The sequence below is a fragment of the Flavitalea antarctica genome, from assembly GCF_054461535.1.
In genome coordinates, this window is the sequence record NZ_JBTLQG010000002.1 from 296,271 (window position 1) to 319,233 (window position 22,963).

Sequence of the window (22,963 nt, forward strand, 5' to 3'; positions counted from 1 at the left end):
CTATTCGTATTCGTAGTTGTAGGGAAGTAGTTCCGCCAGTTTCTTCCATGCCCAATAACCGGAATTGATCACATCATACTGCTCGTAAAAATATCCGTTCTGCTCTATCACAAACCCATCAGCGATGTCAAGCAGTGTAACCTGCCTTGCAGTATTGGCAGGAAGCTTAAATTCCTGGAGAAATTTCTTTTCGGGCAGCACTTTCTTGTAAAGAATCCTATAGCGGCCTTCCCAACTTACTGCAACGCCATTACTATCTGCAAAATAGAATGAGCTGTCGTAAAGATTTTCGATATCTGCTCCCTTTGTACTTTTTGGATCGTCATTCATCTTCTCAACGGCAAATCCTTCATCGGCAACTATGCTGTCGTACATCGCGCGCATAAAATGCAATCTCGAGCCGAGATACGTTTTCGCCCTGTTAGATACCCAGGACTGCTTTACCGCATCGGTTGTATCCAACTCTTCAAATAACGGGTAGCCCGTATACTGGCTGATCTTTGTATTGTAATCATAGCTGAATGAATCAAGCTGATACCTGATCCGGTAGCCAAGAGCATTGTTTACCACCAGGATGTCTTCTTTTGCCGTCACCTTTAAACGGTTTCTCTTTTTGGTATAGAAAAACCGAAGTGCTTCCGGATTCTGGATGGTACACTGGTCGGCATTCGGAGTTGTCCCGATAAAGTTTTCGGAGAAGAATTTGCCATACTTGTTCCATCCATCCTGAACTTCGTTGCTTGCTACCACGGCAACTTCGGTCATTGAATTATCCTGTGGAGCCAACACAAACAACAAGGTATCCTTATGCGGCTGACTATTGCTGATCCGTAACAATTTCTTTTCATAGCCAGTATAAGATATTACCAGGTCATAACCGCCATTCGGCAGATTCATATAAAACAGGCCTTCATTATTCGTAATGGTTCCAAACGTTGTGTTCTGACAGAACACGGAGGCTTTACTAAGCGGTTGACCAGATGATGAATCGACGACTTTGCCCAGGATGGGAAAATTCTGAGCCTTCAAAACACCCGCAAAACAGATAAAGCAGGCGAGGAAAATCAATTTTTTCATGAATACTATTTGATTCAGTTATTAAACGTTGTATAGCAGGCTAAAAGTATACCATATATCGGGTGCATACTTCGCATATACTATGCTTATGCCAGGTCCAATCTTATCAGCGGGTGAGTTGTGGCGAAACCAGGTAGTTTTTGCAAGCCTTCTCTATACTTTGAGGTAAAGGAGTGAACTTAAAACCGGGCAGCCTCGCCATGATCTTGGCGGTATTGAAATATGTTTTCGTTTGTGAAATTCTTGCGGATTCTCTTGTCAGGAGAGCGGCCCTGCCAGTGAAGAGGGATTTTATCTTCTCAAGTCTCCATGCAATCTCTCCCAACAGTGGGGTGGCTCTCCTTGTTGGGATCTTTTTATTGAATCCCCGTGCTATATGGTTAAGCAATTCCTGGAAGGTCCAGTTTTCACCACTCAGGATAAATCTTTCGCCGCTACTATCCGTTTCTAATAATAAGACGATAGCCCGGGCCACATCCTCTACATCTACAAAGCCATTGACGCCGGTAGTGTACCAGGGAAACTCGTGATATACATTTTTGAAGATTGCGCAACTCGAATTGTTCCAGTCACCGTAACCAAGTATCGTACTTGGGTTAACCACAGTAACATTTAACCCTTCACCCATGCCACGCCACACTTCCATCTCTGCATGATATTTACTTAAGGCATAATTGGTATTCATCACATTTTCTTCCCACTTCTTTTCTTCGGTGACAGTATCCCCGTTTTTGGTGCGGCCCAGGGCTGCTACAGAACTTACGTATAACACTTTTTTGATACCTGCTTCAAGTGCAAGGTTAACCACATTGGCAGTGCCCTCAATATTTGTCCGGAACATTTCTGCCCGATCTGAGGCATCGAAAGATACTTTGGCGGCAGCATGAACCACTGCGTCCATTCCAATCATGGCTTCTCCGAGGGCAACAACGTCGAGTATGTCCCCTTCGATCCATTCAACCTGCTCAAAAATTTTTGGCGAGATAAAAAACGGCCACTTCTTTCTGCCGCGCCTGATAGCCGTGACTGCGAATCCTTTGTCTACAAGTTCCTTTATTATGTATGCCCCAAGAAACCCGGTTCCACCGGTGATCAATATTTTACGTGGTTTATCGATGAAGTCTCAGTTAAGGTTGCTAAAATACTTCATATCGGGTTATCCACCAATCAGCTCTTTTCAGTCTGCGGGTTTGAATAATCATAGAAGCCTTTACCACTTTTGATTCCCAGCTCATTTGCTTCCACCTTTTGTTGTTGCAAGGCCGATGGTTCGAGGCGGGCCGGACGATTCATAGCATGATAAACCGATGAGCTCACTGCATGGTTGATGTCATTACCGATAAGATCCATCAACTCGAAAGGTCCCAGTTTGAAGCCGGTCGATCTTACCAGTTTATCAATATCCGCGATCGGGACCTTATGTTTTTCCACGAGGTGAAGTGCCTCAAGATAAAAGGGCCTCGCTACCCGGTTTACAATAAAGCCAGGCGAGTCTCGACAAAGAACACCGGTCTTCCCGATTGTTGTGATAAACATTGTCAATGATTCAACCACTGAGGGGGCGGTCACATTAGTCGTTATCAACTCAACAAGTTTCATCACCGGCGCGGGATTAAAAAAATGAAGACCGGCAACCCGCTCCGGATTTTGCACCGCCATCGCTATTGAGGTTACAGACAACGAAGATGTATTGGTTGTAAAAAGTGTTTCCGCGTGGTTGATCTCTGCCAGTTGATTGAACAACGCAATCTTTGGTTCCTCCTTTTCGACAATCGCTTCTATGATAAGATCGGCAATACAGTCGTTTATAGCAGTAGTAAACCGGAGATGAGCAAGCGTATTGTCTTTCTGGATTGGAGTGATCTTGTTTTTAGCCTGGAGCCGGTCCAGCTGATCCGATATATTTTTCTGGCTTTTTGTCACCATCACGGGATCAACATCATAAACAATGGTCGGGACTTCCTTGCTGGCTATAAGCTGGGCGATACCGCTGCCCATAGTACCTGCACCACAAACACAGACGGTGTTGATCATAATATAACTGTTGAGTAATTACGCTAAACAGCGCTGATAAACTGCCTCAGGAACCGGACATCATTTTCGCTGAAAAGCCTGATATCATTGATGCCATATTTTAGCATGGCAGGCCTTTCGATTCCCATTCCAAAAGCAAAGCCGGTATATTTTTCAGGATCGATATTGCAATTTTCGAGGACCTTGGGATGTACCATACCGCAACCGAGAATTTCGAGCCAGCCGGTGCGTTTGCATACCGAACACCCTTTGCCATGACAGATCTGGCATTCAATATCCATCTCTGCGCTTGGTTCGGTGAATGGGAAATAGCTGGGACGGAACCTGATCTTTATATCCTTTCCATACATTTCCTGAACAAAAAAGTAAAGCGTTTGCTTCAGATCAGCGAAGGAAACATTTTCGTCAATATACAGGCCTTCAATCTGGTGGAAAAAACAATGGGACCGGGCACTAACGGTTTCATTGCGATAAACTCTGCCCGGGCAAATAATGCGGATGGGCAGATTCCCTTTTTCCATCGCCCTGATCTGCGTGTTACTGGTATGGGTTCGCAGCAACCAGTCGCTCATTCCGGGTTTGGCATGTTCGAGGTAAAAAGTATCCTGCATGTCACGGGCAGGGTGATGCTCCGGGAGATTAAGCGCGGTGAAATTATGCCAGTCATCTTCGATCTCGGGACCTTCGGCAACACTAAATCCGAGTCTCTGGAAGATCGACTCCACATGGTTTAAAAAAAGATGGATGGGATGGAGGGATCCCAGGGGAAGCTCATCGCCCGGAAGACTGAGGTCCGCTCCCGCCTGCGTTTTCGGGCCCTTCGATGAACCGAGAGCCTGCTTTGAAGTTTCAAACTTGTTTTCAGCAATTTGTTTAAACTCGTTAAGAATAAGCCCGAACTCTTTTTTCTGAGGGCCAGGCACATTTTTCATTTCAACGAAGAGTGCCTTTACGATTCCCTTGGTTCCGAGAAATTTTATCCGGTATGTTTCCAGTGCTTCGGCGTCTGACAGGTTGAGTTCTGCAATTTCCTTTTTATAGCCATCAATTTGCTGTAACAGTTGCTCCATCCTGCAAATATAAGAAGATTGGATTTCGCGCCCGGGCCTGAAAATTACCTCCACCGCTATTGGTCATTCGTCAATGACCAGTAACTTGCAAGCATGGCTGATCTAATGTACATCGCGGATTTTTTAGAGGCAGTAAATACCGGCATGCTCTCAGATGATGAAGGTTACCGGGACGGGCAGTTTGGAAGAAGTATGGTTATTTATGAATATGAGATGCCTGACCTGGCAGAAACTGATATCATTATTGTTGGTTGCCCGGAATACCGTGGAAGACAGCCCGGGAAATACCAGGCAAGCGGCCCGGACAATGTCCGTAGTCACCTCTACAGCATGTATTACTGGCACCCGGAGATCCGTATTGCAGACATTGGGAATATCAAACATGGCGCAACGCTGAGTGACACATATGCGGCTTTGAAAACCGTGGTGGGAGAATGTATGGATGCAGGCAAAACCGTCATTATTCTTGGTGGATCCCATGATCTTACACTTGCGCAGTATTATGCCTATTCCGACCGTGGAAATATCATAGAGGCTGTTTGTGTTGATGCGCAGATCGATATTGATGTCGACTCCCGCAAACGGGAAGACAGCTTCCTCATGGAAATGCTGACCGGTGAACCCAATTATATCAGGCAATACAATCATATAGCTTTTCAGAGTTATTATGTTCATCCGCATATGTTGCAAACGATGGATAAGCTGCGATTTGATTGCTTTCGGGTGGGGCATGTAAAAGATGCGATTGAAGAAATGGAACCTGTTATCAGGAGTTCAAATCTTTTTAGTTTTGATATTTCGGCTATTGCTAACAGTTATGCTCCGGCAAACCGGTTTTCCCCAAACGGTTTAAATGGCGAGGAAGCTTGCGTATTGATGCGGTATGCGGGAATGAGCCCGGTGGTGAGCAGTATTGGTATTTATGGCTATGATGATATACTGGATAGGGATTCATTAACTGCGAAACAGGTAAGCCAGATGATCTGGTATGCCATTGATGGACGGAGCCGGGCTCTGCGCGAGGCACCACTTGACGAGAAGGGATCGTTTAATGAATACCACCTGGCATTTGGTGAGGTTCAGACTGTGTTTATGCAAAGTAAAAAAACCGCCCGCTGGTGGATGCAATTACCGGATAAAACATTCATCCCCTGTTCGCACAAGGATTATCTTCTGGCGAGTTCAAATGAAATTCCGGAAAGATGGTTAAGGGCACAGGAAAGAAGCTGATTATTTTCAAACGGGATCATTAAATTAGCAGATGCTTAAGTCAATAAAGGGGTTCACTGGTTTGCTTTTCGTGTTCGCGTTGGTTTCATGTTCAGTACAAAAGCAACTGTCCCTTAAGTTGAGTAATGAGATATTGAAGGATCAGCATCTTACCAATGCCCATGTCGGTGTTTTGATCGTAGATGCAGTTAACCAAAAGTCACTGTTAAACTACCAGTCGGACAAATATTTTGTACCGGCGTCCAATACAAAGATCTTCACCTGTTATGCTGCACTTAAGTTCCTGGGCGATAGTGTAAGGGGCATCGAATATACCGAGGATGATACGGCTCTTTATTTATTTCCTACCGGTGATCCCACCCTCCTGCACCAGGATTTCCCTGAGCAGCCCGTGATCAGATTTTTACAGGCTGCAAAAAAGCCACTCTATATAACTGATGTCAACTGGGATGATAAGGCCCTGGGCAGTGGCTGGTCGTGGGATGATTACAGCAGTTCTTATATGGCCGAGCGAAGCCCGCTGCCGGTGTACGGAAACGTCATCCGGTGGATTCAGGAAAGGGATACTTCTGTGCCTGTACCGGAAAACATCCTTGATCAGCAGGTGTTCACCTATTCTATTCCTGATGTCAGTTGGCCGGTAAAGTTTACGCCGGATCTGGGCAAAAGAAACTTCTCGGTTGAACGCGATAAAGATGCCAACCTGTTTACGATCACACAGGGTATTGAAGCAAAGAAAGAACAGCAGGTACCTTTTATCACCTCCGGACTGATATCTGCTATCGGGTTATTACCGGACACGATCCGAAAGACAGTTACCAGGCTGGACGAACCAGTGGCTCAGCCAGGCAAGAGGCATATTATTATGTCAAGGCCGGTCGACTCTTTGCTGATGCCAATGATGCATAACAGCGATAACTTTTTTGCTGAGCAGATTCTTCTTATGGTGTCTAACCAAAGGTTTGGGAGAATGAATGACTATCTAATCACCGATACCCTGCTGGACATCGAATTGAAGGATTTACCTCAGCGGCCGAGGTGGGCAGATGGCAGTGGGTTGAGCCGGTTCAACCTCTTCACCCCGGCTGATTTTGTGTCGATTCTGACCAAAATGAAAAATGAGTTTGGTATGGACCGGTTACAGCGCATTTTTGCTACGGGTGGCGAAGGCACATTGTTAAATTTTTACAAAAAGGACAGCTCCTTTATTTATGCCAAGACGGGAACGCTATCCGGCGTCGTAGCTTTAAGTGGATTTATCTATACCCGGAAAAATAAACTATTATGTTTCTCCGTTCTGATAAATAATCATCGTGGCAATGCTGTGGCCATTCGTCGGAAAACAGAAGCTTTTCTTTCGGAGATACGCCGGAAATATTAAGTTTTCCGGGTCCCGGGATGCTACTTTGACCCTTTAAAATTCTGCTACTACCCAACTTAAGTTAAATAAAATCCGTATCCTGAGAAGCAACCTTATCCCGTCACCAAATCCATCACGAAACAAAGAGGATACACAGGTAATTGTCAGGTAATCCTGTCGATATAGAGATGATAAACGGTTGTATTAACAACGACCGGCGGGCCCAGGAAAAGCTATATAAGCATTTTTACGGGTCGATGACCACTTTGTGCCTGCGGTATACGCGAAACGAGGAAGATGCGATTGAGGTGCTGCATAACGGTTTTCTAAAAGTGTTTAAAAATATAGGAACATACAATAACAGCAAGGGGTCATTATACACCTGGATAAGAACGGTCATTGTGCACACCGCTATTGACTTTATCCGGCAGCGTGAGAAGTTTTTTACTAAAACAGATATTGACCATATTCCAGAGCCTTCTGTTGAAACAGATGCATTGCATCGTATGTCTGCCCAGGAGCTACTAAAGTTAATTAAGAAGCTGCCCACAGCCACACAGGCTGTATTCAATCTCTATGTAATAGATGGATATACCCACCGCGAGATAGGATCATTACTCAAGATCAGTGAAGGAACAAGCAAGTGGCACCTTAGCCAGGCAAGAAAACTCCTGCAAAAACTTTTACAAAACCAGCAACCATCATTGAATGAATGATCATCAACCATACGACCAGTCGCTACGCGATAAACTAAACAGGCTGCCTGTGCCGGACATGCAGAAGTCCTGGCAGGAGATGCGCATGATACTCGACGATGAGATGCCCGAGGATGGAAAATCCCGGCGCCGCGGGGGATGGTGGTTTTTCAGTGCCATTCTTCTGTTTATTTCCGCAGGGAGCTGGACGTTGCTAAAGATGAATTTCAGTAAGCAAAATGTATATCCTCCCCTCTCGGCAACAAAGAACACATCACCGCCGCCGTCAATTGGCCAGGAAACAAAACAGTTCAGAGCAGGTACCCAAAAAACTTCAGAAAAACCAGGTGTTGAGGATGATAAAATTTTACTCGGGCAGGAAGATAGATCAGACAATAAGAAATCAGAAGAAGCGGAATTAATAGTTACACCGAAAACAGGAGAAAAAACCGTGTCCATATTTACCGGGGCCGAACCTGTGCGTGATGACAAGGTAACACGTGAGAATAACCAGGTAACACGTGATGATAACCGGGTAACACGTGAGAATAACCAGGTAACACGGGATGATAACCAGGTAACACGGGATGGCAACGAGGTAGCAGGAAGGAATAATTCCCTGGCAAAAAAGAATGTTCCCGCGGGTCCGCAAAAGCTTGCTGGACCGCTACCGGGTGAGTATGCACCGACAGGAAATCCTTCTTTTTTTATGATCCCCGTACTGCCTCCAGGCCCATCGGAAACCAGCGGGCCTGAAGCTGCTGTTGTGAAAGGCATTGAACGATTGCCCTTGCAATCTGTGGCTGAATCGATCGATTCAATTAACCAGGACTATGGATCTTATATATCATATGCCCCGGTAAGCCGGAAGTACTACCGGCAGCATAAAAAGTATGGCCGACCAGCCAACGTTCGTCCTCCCTATACCACGGTAGGTAGAAATTTTGCGTTAGGCTTTTCTTTACCTCTTGTGTTTCCAGTTGGCGACCAGCAGGCGTTGAGTTACAATGTGAATGCACGGCCAAACACAACGAGTGATTACATTCCGGCACCTCATGCACAATTCCATTTTAACGGAAAGGTTTATGTTCAGTCTGAGTTGCAGATAATGAGCCCGCAATATATCAAGCCGGCGTTGTTATACCTGAATAAGACATCAAACAGTATGTATAATACCACCAGTTCAATTTCTGCGGAAAAGCTGTATTATTTCAATGTACCGTTCAGTTTGCATTATAGTCCTTTCAAACATTTCTACATGGGTACCGGTCTCCAGTTTTCATCACTGTTGAGCGGTGTCGCAATGCATGAACAAGTAAGGACCGGAATGGTCAGCAGTGACAGTGTGCACACCGTGAGTTATTCAAAGTTCGCAAACGATTCAATCTCCGATAAGCTATCCGGAAGTGAAATGAGATTGATGCTCGATGCAAATTATTACTGGAATAAATTTACTGTTGGCCTGCGTTACAACCAGGCGCTGAGTAATTATGTAAGTATGCGCGCCGCTCCCATGGTGCCAATGACGGTTGATAAAAATAAATCGATTCAATTTTATCTCCGATACAATCTGTGGGAGGATAAGAAGAAAAAGAATCCTGGTCCAAAAGCACTGGTGGTAAAATAGAACAACTTACCCCCTCTTAAACAGCTGTTCGAGGTAATCCTTTTTGAACTCAATATATGTTGGCTGGCCGGAAGCATTGATATTGGGCTGTGCTGCATTAAAGAGCTGGCTGATCAATAGGGACATTTCCTGGTGGTTTAATGTTTTTCCGGGTTTGATCGCATGCTGACATGCAAGTGTGCGAATAAGCTTCTCCCTTTTGGAAAACCGGATATCACTGGAAAAGTGTTTGAACTGTTCAATTACATTTTCAATAGCGGCCTTCTCATTTCCCTGTTCCAGGTCTGCGGGGGTTCCCTGTATAACATAAGTATCTTTACCAAAAGGTTCTATAAGGTAGCCAAGACCGTTGAGATCCGGTATCAGCTCCTGGAGCAATACATTGTCCTGGGCAGAGAGTTGAATAGTTACCGGAAAGAGACTTCGTTGTGATGGAATGGCATTGCCATTTGAGGATGCAGCATACCTGTCATAAAGAATACGTTCATGAGCTGTTTGCTGGTTGATGAGGATAAAACCCCGCGTTGTGCAACAAACGATATAAGCATTCATCAGCTGGTAAGGCAACACCTGTTCCAGGACCCGCAGCTCTGTCCGGTTTGGCAGCAACGAATTAAGAGAGCTGGTTTCAGATGATTGTTTCTCTTCGGATTTTAGCTGGTCAATCAGTGAAATAAACTTTTTCTCCGGCGCCTGGTGTTGGTTCCAGTGTTTCAGTTCAGATTTGTTTCCTGCATCAATAGAATGTGCCTGGTTTTTCTGTGTGAAATTTTTATAGATATCGGAGCTGGCAGCCTGTGCCTGTTTATCAGCAGTGAAGGGCTGTGTGATGGCTTCGAGGCCCTGGATACCAGGATCCAGGTCGAACTCAAGCGTTGGCGTAATGCTATATTGCGCGAGCGAATGTTTTACTGCAGACTGAATGAATGCATAGATGATCCTTTCATCTTCAAATTTGATTTCCTGTTTTGTTGGATGAACATTTATATCGACCTGTGAGGGATCAAGATCAATGAACAAAACATAAAGGGGAAAACTTTCGGGACTTATCATCTGCTGGTAAGCACTCATCACTGCATGGCTCAGATAAGGACTGCGGATGAACCGGTTGTTCACAAAAAAATACTGATCACCTCTTGTCTTTTTTGCTGTTTCAGGTTTTCCTACAAAGCCATAAATGTTCATGTAGTCGGTTTGTTCCTGAACCGTAACGAGCTTTGCATTATAGTTGTGCCCCAGTATTTGTACAATACGCTGTTTAAGTGAACCCTTTTCGAGATGAAAAACCTGCAGGTTGTTTGCGGTGAGTGAAAATAGCAATTCAGGGAAGGCAAGCGCAACCCTGATGAATTCATCAACGATGTGCCGCATTTCAGAAGCATTCGTTTTTAGAAAATTTCTGCGGGCAGGAACATTGAAAAACAGGTTTTTCATGGCTATGCTCGTACCCGTATTGCAGGCAACTGGTTCCTGAACAACAACCATCGAGTTTTCTATTTCAATATAGGTGCCCGTTTCATCTTCTTCCCTTTTGGTTTTAAGCTCAACCTGGGCCACAGCCGCTATTGATGCCAGTGCTTCACCCCGGAACCCCATGGTGCGGATCCTGAAAAGATCATCAATGTTTTTGATTTTGGAGGTTGCATGTCTTTCGAAGCACATCCGGGCATCTGTTTCACTCATGCCCCGGCCGTTGTCAATCACCTGTATCAGTGATTTGCCCGCTTCATTTACAATCAGTTTGATTTCGGTTGCCCCCGCATCAACGGCATTTTCCAGCAGTTCTTTCACTGCACTTGCGGGACGCTGGATAACTTCTCCTGCAGCAATCTGGTTAGCGATGTTATCCGATAAAAGTTGAATGATATCTGTCATTGTCTTACACGAAACCGGCTCTCAGTACGTTCTGAAGAAAAGATGATTACTTACGCAAACGAGGGTCAAATTTAAACCTTTACTTTGATTTCCGGGTCACGCAACCCTGCAATTGTCAATAAATACAAACCAGCTAACAAAAAAAGTTTATTTCACGCTTTAACGCTATAGTAATCAATCTGTCAAACTAAAATCCGCTAATCTTCTTAATTTGTAAAAATTTCTCAAAGTAACTTATGAATAAATTGTTTCTAGTGATCGGCCTGGTAATCAGTAGCCAGAGTTTTGCGCAGGTAGCGGCCGACAGATGGGTGGACAGCGTTTTTCAATCACTCGGTAAGGATGAAAAGATTGCCCAGTTAATGGTTGTAAGAATGTCTTCTGTAAGTGGTTCCGGCGCAAATCGCCGGGTAACTTTTTACGAAAAAGAAGTGGAGGATGCAGTTAAGAAATATAATGTAGGCGGTATTTGTTTGTTCCAGGGCGGTCCGCTAAAACAAGCAGCTCTTATCAATCAGTATCAGCGGATGGCAAAAACGCCCATACTTATTGCTATAGATGGTGAAAACGGAGTGGGTATGAGGTTCGACAGCGTAGCGGGACTTCCCCGCCAGATGATGCTGGGTGCGGTGCAGGATCCGGAGTTGGTCTATCAATATGGTAAGCTTGTTGGCGAACAATGCAAACGGATCGGCATCCATGTAAACTATGCGCCGGTAGTAGACATTAATAATAACCCGGCAAACCCCGTTATCAACGACAGATCATTCGGAGAGAATAAATATCGGGTGTCTGACTGGGCGCTTCAATATATGAAGGGTATGCAGGATGTGGGAGTGATGGCATGTGCCAAACATTTCCCCGGGCATGGTGATGTTTCAGTTGATTCGCATTATGATTTACCGGTTATTACAAAAAGCCGGGCTGAACTGGATTCCCTTGAGCTTTACCCGTTCAGGCAATTATTCAGTGCAGGGGTTGGATCTGTAATGGTGGCGCACCTTTCAATTCCGGCAATCGATACAACCGCAAACAGGGCAACTTCAATCTCCTATAACAACGTTACAAAATTGCTGAGGTCCGAGCTGAACTATGAAGGCCTCACCTTTACGGATGCACTTGAAATGAAAGGCGTCACAAAATATTTTCCAGATGGCGATGCCTCTGTACAATCGCTGATTGCCGGGAATGATATGTTATGCCTGCCCGGCGATGTGCCAATGGCCATAGAAAAGATCAGGGAAGCTATCCGGAAGGATCAGCTTAGCTGGGACAAGATCGACTACCATGTTAAGCGGGTACTTAAGGCAAAATACTTATATGGCGTGAGCAATGTAAAGCCTGTTAATCTCAATCATCTTACGGAGGACCTGAATGCGGGCATCGACAAGATGCGCAAACTCGTTGCTGAAAATGCCATAACATTATTACGCAACGATGATTCTCTCACTTTCCCGCTATCAACCGGCAAAAGAGTGGCCTACCTCGGCGTAGGGTTAACTGCAGACAATGAATTTGCTTTACAACTTCGGAAAGATTACAATGCCAACGCATTTTATTTCGATTATAAGATGGATTCGGTCCAGGCTGAAGCCATGCTTTCATTGTTATCAAACAGGTATGATGTTGTTGTTATAGGTCTTCATAATCTGAACCGCTTTCCCGCAAATAATTTTGGTATCAGCCGGCCGGCCGGTTACCTGGTAAAAAGGGTGCAGGCGACAAACAAGACTGTTACCATGTTATTTGGTAATCCTTATGCTGTGAGCCAGGTATGTGATGCACCTGTACTCCTTGTTTGTTATGAAGATGATGCCGCCACCCATCAGAAGGCAGCGGATCTTTTGTATGGAAGATTTTTTGCAAAAGGAAAGTTGCCGGTTACGGTTTGCGGACCTTTTAATTATGGCTATGGCATTACCGAAAACAGGATGTTGAGAACTGTGCAGCCGGCAGATGTAGGTTTGAACAAACAAAAACTGATGGAGATCGATTCCATAGTTGAAGATGCGATCCGCCAGCAAGCCATCCCGGGCGCAGTTGTGCTGGTTGCAAAAGATGGCAAGATTGCTTACGAAAAGGCTTTCGGGCACCTGGGGTACGACAGTACTGAGCAGGTTTATCCTCAAACGTTATATGACCTCGCGTCAGTTACAAAAGTGATGGCCACCACTGTTTCAGTTATGAAGCTGTATGATGAAGGCAAACTAAAGCTTGATAAAAAGTTAGGGGATTATCTCCCCTGGGTCAAAGGAAGCAACAAGCAGAATCTTACTGTCAGGGATATCTTGCTTCACCAGGCGGGATTAAAATCATTTATCCCCTTTTATCGTGAAACCATCGATCTGACCCCTGAAGGGTTGCCTAAGTATTCAGTCTATGTTCCAAAACCTGATTCATTACACATGATGCGGGTTGCTGCGAACATGTATATGCGTGATGACTGGATGGATACCATTTACCGCCGCATTCTTCAGTCCGAAGTCGTTGGAAAAGGAAAATATGTTTATAGCGATAATGATTTCATTTTCCTGGGTAAGATAGTAGAGGCTATCTCGGGAATGCCACTCGACCAATATGTGAAAAGGGAGTTCTATGATAAGCTTGGTATGACTTCTACAGGGTTCAAGCCCCTCAACCGGTTCTCGCTAAACCGCATTGCGCCGACAGAGGATGATAATTTGTTCAGAAAACAGTTGATCCAGGGCGATGTACATGATCCGGGTGCCGCTATGTTTGGGGGTGTGGCAGGACATGCCGGTTTGTTCAGCAATGCTTATGACCTCGCAGTTTTATCGCAGGTTATGTTGAGTAACGGAACTTATAACGGACACAGGTTCTTCAAAAAGGAAACCATAAAATTGTTTACGACTTACCAGAGTGCGATCAGTCGGCGGGGATTTGGATTCGACAAACCTGAAAAAGACAATGCCACCCGGAAAGAGCCATATCCGACTTTGTCTGCCTCTCCCGAAACATATGGGCATACAGGATTTACGGGAACCTGTTTCTGGATCGATCCAAAGCATAATTTAACCTATATTTTTCTGTCAAACCGCGTTAACAGCCCTGACCAGAATAAATTCGGAAAAATCAACGTGAGGCCTAAGGTTCATGAAGTTATCTACAACGCGATGATCAAAAAGTAGGCAAAACGAAATATCCGGCTTCCGAAATACGGAGAAGTTTTCAAATCCCCTTTGTGGCGGACGCGTGTCCTCATGCGGTTCCCCTAACTTATATTAATTTTGCGCCACATACAGTTAGTAATGATAGGTAAAGAAGAAGTTCTCCAGGAGGTTATCATAAAATTTGCGGGCGATTCGGGCGATGGAATGCAGCTCACCGGCAGCCAGTTTACGAATAATACTGCGTTGCTTGGCCTGGACCTGGCCACTTTCCCCGATTTCCCGGCTGAGATCCGTGCTCCGCAGGGTACTTTGCCGGGAGTGAGCGGATACCAGCTTCGATTTTCAAGTGACCGGATCTATACTCCGGGTGATGAATATGATGTGCTCGTTGCAATGAATGCGGCTGCGCTGAAAGCAAATCTCAAAGCGCTCAAAAAAGGAGGCAGGATCATTGTTAACACGGATGGATTTGATGCAAAAAATCTCCGTCTTGCAAACTATCCGGAGGGGATCAACCCACTTGAGGATGAAAGCCTCACTAATTACCAGGTCACCAGGATCGATGTGACCAGGCTCACCCGGGAGGCGCTTAAGGATATTACCATGGGTACTAAAGAGAAGGACCGCGCGAAAAACATGTTCGTGCTCGGCTATCTCTACTGGATGTATAACCGCGACATGGAAAATACCATTGCTTTCCTCACAGAGAAATTCGGAAAGAAGCAGGAAATCCTCGACAGCAACGTAAAATCTCTCCAGGCAGGATATAATTATGGTGACACGATAGAAACATTTTCAAGCCGGTTCCGGGTTGAAAAAGCAAAAATGGACCCTGGTGTTTACCGTTCGATTATGGGTAACCAGGCGCTGTCTTACGGATTGATCGCCGCTTCCCAGAAAAGTGGTCTTCCAATTTTTCTTGGCACTTATCCGATAACGCCAGCTTCAGATATTTTGCATGAACTCAGCCGGCACAAGGCTTTCGGCGTCCGGACCTTCCAGGCCGAAGATGAGATCGCTGGAATTACTGCTGCAATTGGCGCCGCCTATGGCGGTTCGCTTGGTATCACGACTACTTCAGGACCGGGTATGGCACTTAAAGGTGAAGCGATGGGTCTTGCTGTTATGCTGGAAATTCCGTTGCTTATTATAAACGTTCAGAGAGGTGGTCCTTCCACTGGGCTTCCAACAAAAACGGAGCAGAGTGACCTGCTACAGGCTTACTATGGTCGTAATGGGGAATGCCCGATGCCCGTTATCTCAGCTTCAACGCCAAGCGACTGTTTCGAAGTTGCCTATGAAGCTGTCCGCATCGCGGTACAACATATGACCCCTGTAATACTGCTGAGTGACGGATATATCGCCAATGGTGCAGAACCCTGGAAATTTCCGAAGAGTGATGACCTCAAACCCATCGATGTTAAGTTCAAAACGGAACTGGGTCACGGCGAAGAAAAGTTTCAGCCTTACCTGAGGGATGAAAAACTGGTGAGACCATGGGCAATCCCAGGTACGCCCGGACTTGAACACCGGATTGGTGGGCTTGAAAAACAAAATATCACAGGTAATGTAAACTATGAACCGGAGAACCATCAGTTGATGGTTAAAATAAGACAGGAGAAAGTTGACCGGATTGCCCAGTATATACCTGACCAGCAGTTGGACAGCGGCCCCGATAAAGGCAAATTGCTTGTCCTGGGTTGGGGATCAACTTATGGATCGATTAAAAGTGCGGTTGCCCAGCTGCAGGCTGAAGGCCACCAGGTGGCGCATGCTCATCTACGTTACGTGCGGCCGTTTCCAAAAAACCTTGGCGAGATCCTGAAAAATTATGAACAGGTGCTGATTCCCGAGATCAATAATGGGCAGCTCATCAAGATCATTCGTGACCAGTACCTTGTTGATGCCAAAGGTTACAACAAGATCATGGGAGTACCGATCACAAAAACGGAGCTGGTGCTTAAACTAAAGGAAATTCTCCAGGAAGGTAGCCATCTTTAGGACGAGCGACCGGATTGAATATGAGTGCCGGAATAAATTTGAATTGTTGAAGCAATTCTGATCTATGACTCAGTGACAACGAAAGCGATGCCAAAGGCAATAATGGCAACTATCAACCCGAACATAAAAATGTTATAGGATATTCTCAGGTATTTGTATTTCCTGGCGAGCACCACTCCCAGGAAATAAATATCCTTGATCATACTGCTGTTCAGATATTCGCGGTCGCTCATCATCTCCTTCATCGCCCAGTCATAATCCTGCAGTCCCATATTGTAAAAGTTGCCGAAAAATAACAGGTTCACTTTTTTGTTCATTATGTCATCCTTTGTAAATGTGCCGCTGCTCACATTTGGACGGGTAGCAAGAATGGCAAAGATGACAGCCGAAAGGCAAACACCCAGCAGGATGATGGTCGGCAGTATGTATTCAGGATAAAACTGGAGCTTGCCCAGCAGAACGGAAACCAGTATCGACATCACGATCGTATTCACTGAGATCATGATGTTCGCCTTACTGTCGGCCATCTGGCTTAAGCTCACATGATTATCCGAAATGATCCTGAACATCGTGGCGATGCTTCTTTCAACCTTGCTATCTTTTTTGATCTTTTCTGTATCAGCTTTTTGCGCCTCAGCCTTCAATTTTTCTGTTTCGCGGCGGGTTCTTTCCAGTTCGTGTTTGATACTGTCTTTGTCCTGCCTGCTTTTTTCGGGTGCCGCTATAGTTTGTGGACCCTCAATTAGCTGTAACGAAGGCAGGGCGGCAGGCGTTGCGGAGTTGCGTGGACCATTAAGGTCTATCTTCACAACCTCATCTGCATCCTCTGTGATCTTTGCTTCAATCTCCCTTATAAATTTTTGCTTGATGGGTTCAAGTTTTTCTTTCCCATAGCTTGTAAAATACTGGTGCTGGCGAAGGAACAATACGTTTTTTTTATGCCATTCCTGTTTGCTGATCTTTATATCAGTAAGTTTATTGATCTCCTTGCGCAGCAATTTATTTCTTTCGTCAAAGCTTTCGGTGCCAAGATGGAAGAGGTCGGCATCGCATAAGATCATGTCAATCTGACTCACAGGCGACTGGGGGACGCGGGTACTAAGTATGCAACGGTTAACCCGGGCTATAAAACCTTCGTCAGCCTTGTCTTTCAGATACTCAGCCGCAATTTTCTGACTCAGTACTTCATGGTCCCTGGCAACACCTCCGGTGTAACCAGTATCATGAAACCAGGCAGCCACCAGTAATGGGAGCCTGTCTTCGTCACTGATCTTATAATAGTCCGCCAGTAGTTCGCAGGATTTTACAACGTCTTTGGTATGGTCGAGGTTGTGAAATATAAATGACGGATTCAACTTCGTATGGAGGAGATTGACAACATATTGCCGGACCTGTACCAATAATTGTTGAGCGGCTTCCGTCATGCTTTATTAACTTTGAACTTTGAAATTAAGCAATATTAAATTCGGATTTCGGTTAGATTTAATAAAATACAAATCTATGGTTGGCAATTCCGGCATCTTTTACAAACTGCCATTCCGGATGCTGATACCTGTATTTGTGGTTATTACCCTGGTGTCCTGTAGTGGTAAAAATGGCAAGTCTTTTTTACCCGAAATTCCTGGTTACGACAATAAGAACAGGGAGGTGTTTCTTTTACATAAACGGCTGCTGGAAATTTCTGGTATAACCTACATCAATAGCCGGACTTTATCGGGCATCAATGATGAAGATGGAAAAATTTTCACCATTGATTTCGGAAAAGGAAAACCAGATGCCCTGGACTTTGGTGAAAAAAACGACTACGAGGATATAGCTATTGTTGATTCTACTTATTATGTCCTTGAAAGTAATGGAAATATCAATGTCGTTTCCCTGAAAGACCAATCTACGGCCCGGAAGGTGCCGTTTAAAAAGAAATCAAAAATCGAGTTTGAAAGTCTGTATTATGACAAATCCATTGAAAAACTAGTCCTGCTGTCGAAAGAACAGAGAATGCTGCAGGACGCGTTGGTGGCTTATAGTTTTGATCCTCTCCTTGAGAACTTCTCTGCCGAACCCGTTTACATAATTTCATTGCGGGAAGTTAAAAAGCTAATGAAAGATTATTCAGCTGAGTGTAAACCGTCGGCTGCTGCTGTTCACCCTATATTAAACAAGGTATTTGTAATTGCATCGGTCGGTAAAGTGTTGGTGATTTGTTCACTGAAAGGTGAGGTTGAAAACGTATATTCCATGAATCCTGATGTATTTGCTCAGCCGGAAGGGATCTGTTTCTCACCCGAGGGCCATATGTTTATTGCCAACGAAGGTTTGCAGGGAAAAGCTAACATCGTCAGGTTGTCCTATCAACCCGGAATCAAGCCAGGCAATTAGCAAATGTCAGCCGCGGAAGCCGGGAATACGTCTTGCGATGGACACATGCCCCCGATAGCGCTTGCCTGCGAAAAGGGATGTTCAACAAAACGAGCAGAATGAGGAATCTCTATTATATAATCATACTTCTTATTTTCAGCCAGGCACTTGCCGCGCAGGAAGATTCAATCGTACAACGGCTGATAATGATCGGTGATGCCGGCCAATTGAAAAACGACCGAAATCCGGAACTGGAACTTGTTGCCCGGCTTTATTCGCTGAAAGATTCCAACACGGCAGTTATATATCTGGGAGACAATATTTACCCGGTCGGGTTGCCCGAACCGGGGTCCGCAAATTATGAGACCAGTAAAAGAATACTTGATCTGCAGATTGATTTGCTGAATGGCAAGGGCGCGAAGGGCATAATTATACCTGGCAATCATGACTGGATGAAAGGAGGTCCTTATGGAAAGGATCAACTCCGGTACCAGGAGTTACATATTAAGGGCAGACAGCTTTCAAATATGATCTTCGCTCCCGGAAGCGGTTGTCCGGGACCGGTAGAGATACCTTTGAATGAGTCGGTCGTAATGATTGTTGTTGACAGCCAGTGGTGGTTGCAAAAAGAAAACCGTCCCGGCGAAACCTCGGATTGCGAATGTAAAACCGAAGATGAGGTAGTTATCCAGTTAAAAGATATGCTTTATCGTAACCGCAGTAAGCTTGTCATTTATGCGGCACACCATCCATTCAAATCCTATGGCCCGCATGGAGGATATTTTACCTGGAAGCAACACCTGTTCCCGCTTACAGAACTTAATGATAATCTCTATATTCCGTTGCCGGTATTGGGTTCAATCTATGCATTCGGACGCGGGGGCCTTGGCAATATCCAGGACCTTAAGAACCCTGAGTACAAAGATTATACAAACCGGATAGACCAGGTATTGTCCGATCACCCATATTGCATCCGTATTGCAGGCCACGAACATGCGCTACAGTTGATAGAGCAAAAAGGCCAGCAATATATTGTAAGTGGCGCCGGCTCAAAAAGCACCCAGGTCCGTAGGGGATCGGGAACCGTTTTCGCTGATGAGGGAACAGGGTTTGGTGTATTGGAATTATTGAAATCCGGAAACGTCATATTAAAATTCTTCTCCTCAAAATCATCAGCTCCCGACCAGCCTGTTTTTGTACAAGCCCTGAAAGGATTCACAACGGGCGTTGCCAAAATTGAAGAAGATAAGCCGGTATTGTTTCCCGATTCAATGCAGATGATCCCTGCTCCATATTATAAAGCCGGCGGATTTAAAAAATGGTTGCTCGGATCAAATTATCGCGAAGAATGGACAACTCCGCTTAAAGCCAGGACATTCAGTATTCAAAAAGAAAAGGGAGGACTGACACCGGTGAAACGAGGCGGAGGCTTTCAATCAAAATCACTGAGACTTGAAGATGCGAAAGGAAATCAATACGTATTGAGAAGCATTGAAAAATTTCCGGACAGAACATTACCTGAAGAGTTCAGGCAGACCTTTGTTAAGGAAGCGGTTGTTGACGGAGTATCGGCTTCTTATCCTTATGCTGCCTTATCTGTGCCGGTACTGGCTGAAGCAGCAGGAATACCACATGCCAATCCTGAGGTTGTTTATGTTCCCGATGATCCTGCACTCAAACAATACAGGTCCGATTTTAAAAACGGGCTTTATCTGTTTGAAGAACGGGAACCTGCATCAATTAAAAAGACCTATAGCTCTACAGATGTGTTTGAAGACCTGCAGGATGATAATGACAATTCCGTTAACCAGGAAGCAGTGTTGAAGGCCAGGTTGCTCGACATGTTCATCATGGATTTTGATCGCCATGAGGATCAGTGGCGATGGGGTAATTCATCAGAAAAGAAGGGCGATGGAAAGCGGTATTTCCCGATCCCGAGAGACAGGGACCAACCATTTTTTATCAACAACGGCGTTATCCCAAGGGCGATAAGCCGGCCTTGGATACTACCGAAGTTCCAGGGCTTCAGGGCCAAAGCAAGAAATATAAATACGTTCAACTTCAATGCAAGATATTTTGACCGCTCGTTTCTTAACGGGCTGAGCGAGGTTACGTGGATGAAGGCGGTGGATTCATTTCTTCCACTGATGACAGATAAACTGATTGATTCTGCGATGGCAGAACAACCCGTTGAAATACAAAAATTCCGATCTGCATGGATCGCAAAAAATCTGAAAGAGAGAAGGCAGTTCCTGAAAGATGAGGTCATGGAATATTATCATTTCCTGGAGAAGGAAGTGGACGTTGTGGGAACAGATAAAAGAGAATTTTTTGATGTGCTCCGAAATGGTGATGGCTCGGTAAAGGTGAGCATGTATAAGATTAATAAGGACGGTAAAATTTCGTCACAGCTATATAACAGGACTTTTTATCGCGGTAACACAGATGAAATAAGACTTTGGGGCCTGGGAGACAGAGATAGCATACTGATCACTGGTAATGCATCACGTACGATCCGTGTAAGGGTTATCGGCGGCTCGGGCCGGGACGAATTCATTAATAATGCAGAAGCCAAACGATCGAAGACGATCTATTATGATTTCAAACCGGATACGAATAACCTCAGCGGCAACGGCCTGCAGATTAACAAGACTTCGGTGGATCCCGAAGTAAACAGGTATGACCGGAAATCTTACAAGTATAACATCGTTGCGCCGATGATATCTGCCGCCTTTAACCCGGATGATGGAGTGTTTCTGGGACTATCTGTGAAGATGACCAGGCATGGCTTCAGGAAAGAGCCTCATAAAATTATTCATCATTTCAGGGCAAATAAAGCACTGGCCACGGGTGCTTATAATTTCAGGTATAAGATTGATGCTGTAGATGTTTTTGGCAAATCTGATTTTGTGGGTGAAGCCGACATCAAAGCACCGGATAACGTTCAGAATTTTTTTGGGATAGGAAATGAAACTGAGTTTATCGATGAAGGTGATAAAGGAATTTCGTATTACCGTTCCCGTTATAACCTTATACAGGGTTTTGGCTTGTTGAGAAACGATGCGGGTCCTCACCTAAGTTTGCTTACGGGTCCGGTATTTCAGCGATACTGGATAGAACCGGAAGAAAATATCGGAAGATTTATTTCAGAGCCTGGTCTTAAGGGTATAGATAGTGCTGCGCTTAACAAACCCAAAGGTTTCCTTGGCTGGCAGTTCCAGGCAAATGTTGATAACCGTAACAACGAGATGTTGCCCACCCGCGGTGTGCTCTGGAAAAACACGGCAAGGGTTGTCAAAGGATTAAACAGCTATGCAAATGATTTCGCCCAGCTTGCAACGGATCTCTCATTATATCTCAGTTTTAATGTGCCGGCAAATGTGGTTATTGCTGCCCGCGTGGGAGCTGGAATAAACTTCGGGAAATACGAGTTCTTCCAGGCCCAGTACCTGAGCGGACTTGAGAACCTGCGTGGTTTCAGAAAATACCGTTTCGCCGGCGACAGAATGTTTTACAATAACATAGATGTCCGGATCAGGATTGCAGATTTCCGGAGTTATCTTTTACCGGGTTCGATAGGGGTAGTGTTATTCAATGACATCGGGCGTGTATGGGTGAAAGATGAAAATTCGGGGAAATGGCATGATGGTTATGGAGGAGGGTTGTGGCTCGCACCGGGTAAGCGCTATGTTATTGCGGCCTGTTATGGATTTTCTTCAGACGGTGGTCTGCCTTTCGTTACCCTCGGTTTTCAGTTCTGACAACAGAAAACGACTAACCCAAAATACCTTTCAATGAAATAAATAAAGTAAATTGTTTATGCGTATGAGTGAAGACAAGCCATACCAGAACAACCAGGGTATAGTTGAATGGAGCAAGTGGATTACGGGCATCAGCCTGTTTTCCGCTTCCGGCTGCGTTGGGGTACTTGTTACCAAAGGAGTCGGAGAAAAGAATATCATCAATATTAAACTGGCAATTGTCTTTTTCCTGGTTTCCATCATATTTGCCTGGCTGATCCAGCTCGCGATCGCCATGCAGGACCAGGGGACTTCTTACCAAACGGGCCGCAAACCTTCATCACAGGCTTTACTTAAATCGCTCATCGCAGTTGAAATATTAATGTTTTTATTGTCATGCTTTTACCTGGCAAGATGGGTCTGGAAGTTTCCTGCTGTTAAACCTCCACAGGAGATAACTATTTCAGACAAACCCAAAACAGATACTGTTAAACGTGATTCCATTAAACCAGTCTTTGTAAAAACCCGCGCGCTCAAAAGCGAGGCAGGGAAGCGTGATGCGGGCAGGCAACATTCCGCCCGCCGCGATGCAAGGTTGGTTGTACCTAAGCAGGATTCTGCTGATTCAACAGCCTCTAAACCGGATTCTGTTAAAGAATATTAATAAGTCCCGACTAATCAGGAATTATGTCTTAGCCGGCCCGGTCATGATTTTTTGTCAAGACTGATTTAGTCAGAGACTATCGATCATATTGTTCGCATCTTAGC

Annotated in this window: 15 protein-coding genes; 9 read left to right on the forward strand and 6 right to left on the reverse strand. The window is 45.0% G+C overall.

Features of this window, described 5'->3' with window-relative positions; genetic code table 11:
* The 4 genes from ACX0G7_RS03665 to pheS form a co-directional block, all read right to left on the reverse strand.
* Complete coding sequence (locus ACX0G7_RS03665; protein WP_458922067.1) at nucleotides 1–1,077, reverse strand: carboxypeptidase-like regulatory domain-containing protein; 1,077 nt, start codon at nucleotides 1,075–1,077, stop codon at nucleotides 1–3.
* Nucleotides 1,078–1,183: 106 nt separating this feature from the next.
* The gene (locus ACX0G7_RS03670) at nucleotides 1,184–2,173 is read right to left on the reverse strand and encodes an NAD-dependent epimerase/dehydratase family protein (RefSeq protein WP_458922068.1); all 990 of its coding nucleotides are present in this window, start codon (nucleotides 2,171–2,173) and stop codon (nucleotides 1,184–1,186) included.
* A 71-nt stretch (nucleotides 2,174–2,244) separates the two neighbouring features.
* Nucleotides 2,245–3,111 (reverse strand): 3-hydroxyacyl-CoA dehydrogenase NAD-binding domain-containing protein, encoded by an 867-nt coding sequence (locus ACX0G7_RS03675; RefSeq protein WP_458922069.1) that lies wholly within the window; start codon nucleotides 3,109–3,111, stop codon nucleotides 2,245–2,247.
* A 23-nt stretch (nucleotides 3,112–3,134) separates the two neighbouring features.
* On the reverse strand, nucleotides 3,135–4,181 hold the full coding sequence (gene pheS / locus ACX0G7_RS03680; RefSeq protein WP_458922070.1) for a phenylalanine--tRNA ligase subunit alpha: 1,047 nt from the start codon (nucleotides 4,179–4,181) through the stop codon (nucleotides 3,135–3,137).
* Nucleotides 4,182–4,274: 93 nt separating this feature from the next.
* On the opposite strand from pheS, the gene ACX0G7_RS03685 reads away from it, so the two are divergent.
* From ACX0G7_RS03685 to ACX0G7_RS03700, 4 genes are all read left to right on the forward strand, one after another.
* Nucleotides 4,275–5,411 carry a formimidoylglutamase gene (locus ACX0G7_RS03685; protein ID WP_458922071.1) on the forward strand — a complete coding sequence of 379 codons (1,137 nt, stop codon included), beginning with the start codon at nucleotides 4,275–4,277 and terminating at the stop codon, nucleotides 5,409–5,411.
* Nucleotides 5,412–5,442: 31 nt separating this feature from the next.
* On the forward strand, nucleotides 5,443–6,792 hold the full coding sequence (locus tag ACX0G7_RS03690; protein WP_458922072.1) for a D-alanyl-D-alanine carboxypeptidase/D-alanyl-D-alanine-endopeptidase: 1,350 nt from the start codon (nucleotides 5,443–5,445) through the stop codon (nucleotides 6,790–6,792).
* Between the two features lie 140 nt (nucleotides 6,793–6,932).
* Nucleotides 6,933–7,487 carry an RNA polymerase sigma factor gene (locus ACX0G7_RS03695; RefSeq protein ID WP_458922073.1) on the forward strand — a complete coding sequence of 185 codons (555 nt, stop codon included), beginning with the start codon at nucleotides 6,933–6,935 and terminating at the stop codon, nucleotides 7,485–7,487.
* On the forward strand, nucleotides 7,480–9,093 hold the full coding sequence (locus ACX0G7_RS03700) for a hypothetical protein (protein ID WP_458922074.1): 1,614 nt from the start codon (nucleotides 7,480–7,482) through the stop codon (nucleotides 9,091–9,093). Before ACX0G7_RS03695 ends, ACX0G7_RS03700 begins: the two co-directional genes overlap by 8 nt.
* A gap of 6 nt (nucleotides 9,094–9,099) precedes the next feature.
* On the opposite strand, the gene mutL is transcribed toward ACX0G7_RS03700, so the two are convergent.
* Nucleotides 9,100–10,968 carry a DNA mismatch repair endonuclease MutL gene (gene mutL, locus ACX0G7_RS03705; RefSeq protein WP_458922075.1) on the reverse strand — a complete coding sequence of 623 codons (1,869 nt, stop codon included), beginning with the start codon at nucleotides 10,966–10,968 and terminating at the stop codon, nucleotides 9,100–9,102.
* Between the two features lie 236 nt (nucleotides 10,969–11,204).
* Here mutL and ACX0G7_RS03710 point away from each other — a divergent pair, with 236 nt between their 5' ends.
* Both ACX0G7_RS03710 and ACX0G7_RS03715 read left to right on the forward strand, forming a co-directional pair.
* Nucleotides 11,205–14,117 (forward strand): glycoside hydrolase family 3 N-terminal domain-containing protein, encoded by a 2,913-nt coding sequence (locus ACX0G7_RS03710; RefSeq protein WP_458922076.1) that lies wholly within the window; start codon nucleotides 11,205–11,207, stop codon nucleotides 14,115–14,117.
* Nucleotides 14,118–14,237: 120 nt separating this feature from the next.
* Nucleotides 14,238–16,100 carry a 2-oxoacid:acceptor oxidoreductase subunit alpha gene (locus ACX0G7_RS03715; protein ID WP_458922077.1) on the forward strand — a complete coding sequence of 621 codons (1,863 nt, stop codon included), beginning with the start codon at nucleotides 14,238–14,240 and terminating at the stop codon, nucleotides 16,098–16,100.
* Nucleotides 16,101–16,162: 62 nt separating this feature from the next.
* On the opposite strand, the gene ACX0G7_RS03720 is transcribed toward ACX0G7_RS03715, so the two are convergent.
* A complete protein-coding gene (locus ACX0G7_RS03720; protein WP_458922078.1) occupies nucleotides 16,163–17,524 on the reverse strand; it encodes a Pycsar system effector family protein in 1,362 nt (453 codons plus the stop codon).
* Between the two features lie 76 nt (nucleotides 17,525–17,600).
* On the opposite strand from ACX0G7_RS03720, the gene ACX0G7_RS03725 reads away from it, so the two are divergent.
* The 3 genes from ACX0G7_RS03725 (at nucleotide 17,601) to ACX0G7_RS03735 (ending at nucleotide 22,859) form a co-directional block, all read left to right on the forward strand.
* The gene (locus ACX0G7_RS03725; RefSeq protein WP_458922079.1) at nucleotides 17,601–18,476 is read left to right on the forward strand and encodes a hypothetical protein; all 876 of its coding nucleotides are present in this window, start codon (nucleotides 17,601–17,603) and stop codon (nucleotides 18,474–18,476) included.
* Between the two features lie 98 nt (nucleotides 18,477–18,574).
* A complete protein-coding gene (locus tag ACX0G7_RS03730; RefSeq protein WP_458922080.1) occupies nucleotides 18,575–22,216 on the forward strand; it encodes a BamA/TamA family outer membrane protein in 3,642 nt (1,213 codons plus the stop codon).
* 64 nt (nucleotides 22,217–22,280) lie between these two features.
* Nucleotides 22,281–22,859: a hypothetical protein gene (locus ACX0G7_RS03735; RefSeq protein WP_458922081.1), complete on the forward strand. Its 579-nt coding sequence runs from the start codon at nucleotides 22,281–22,283 to the stop codon at nucleotides 22,857–22,859.
* Nucleotides 22,860–22,963 lie beyond the last annotated feature (104 nt).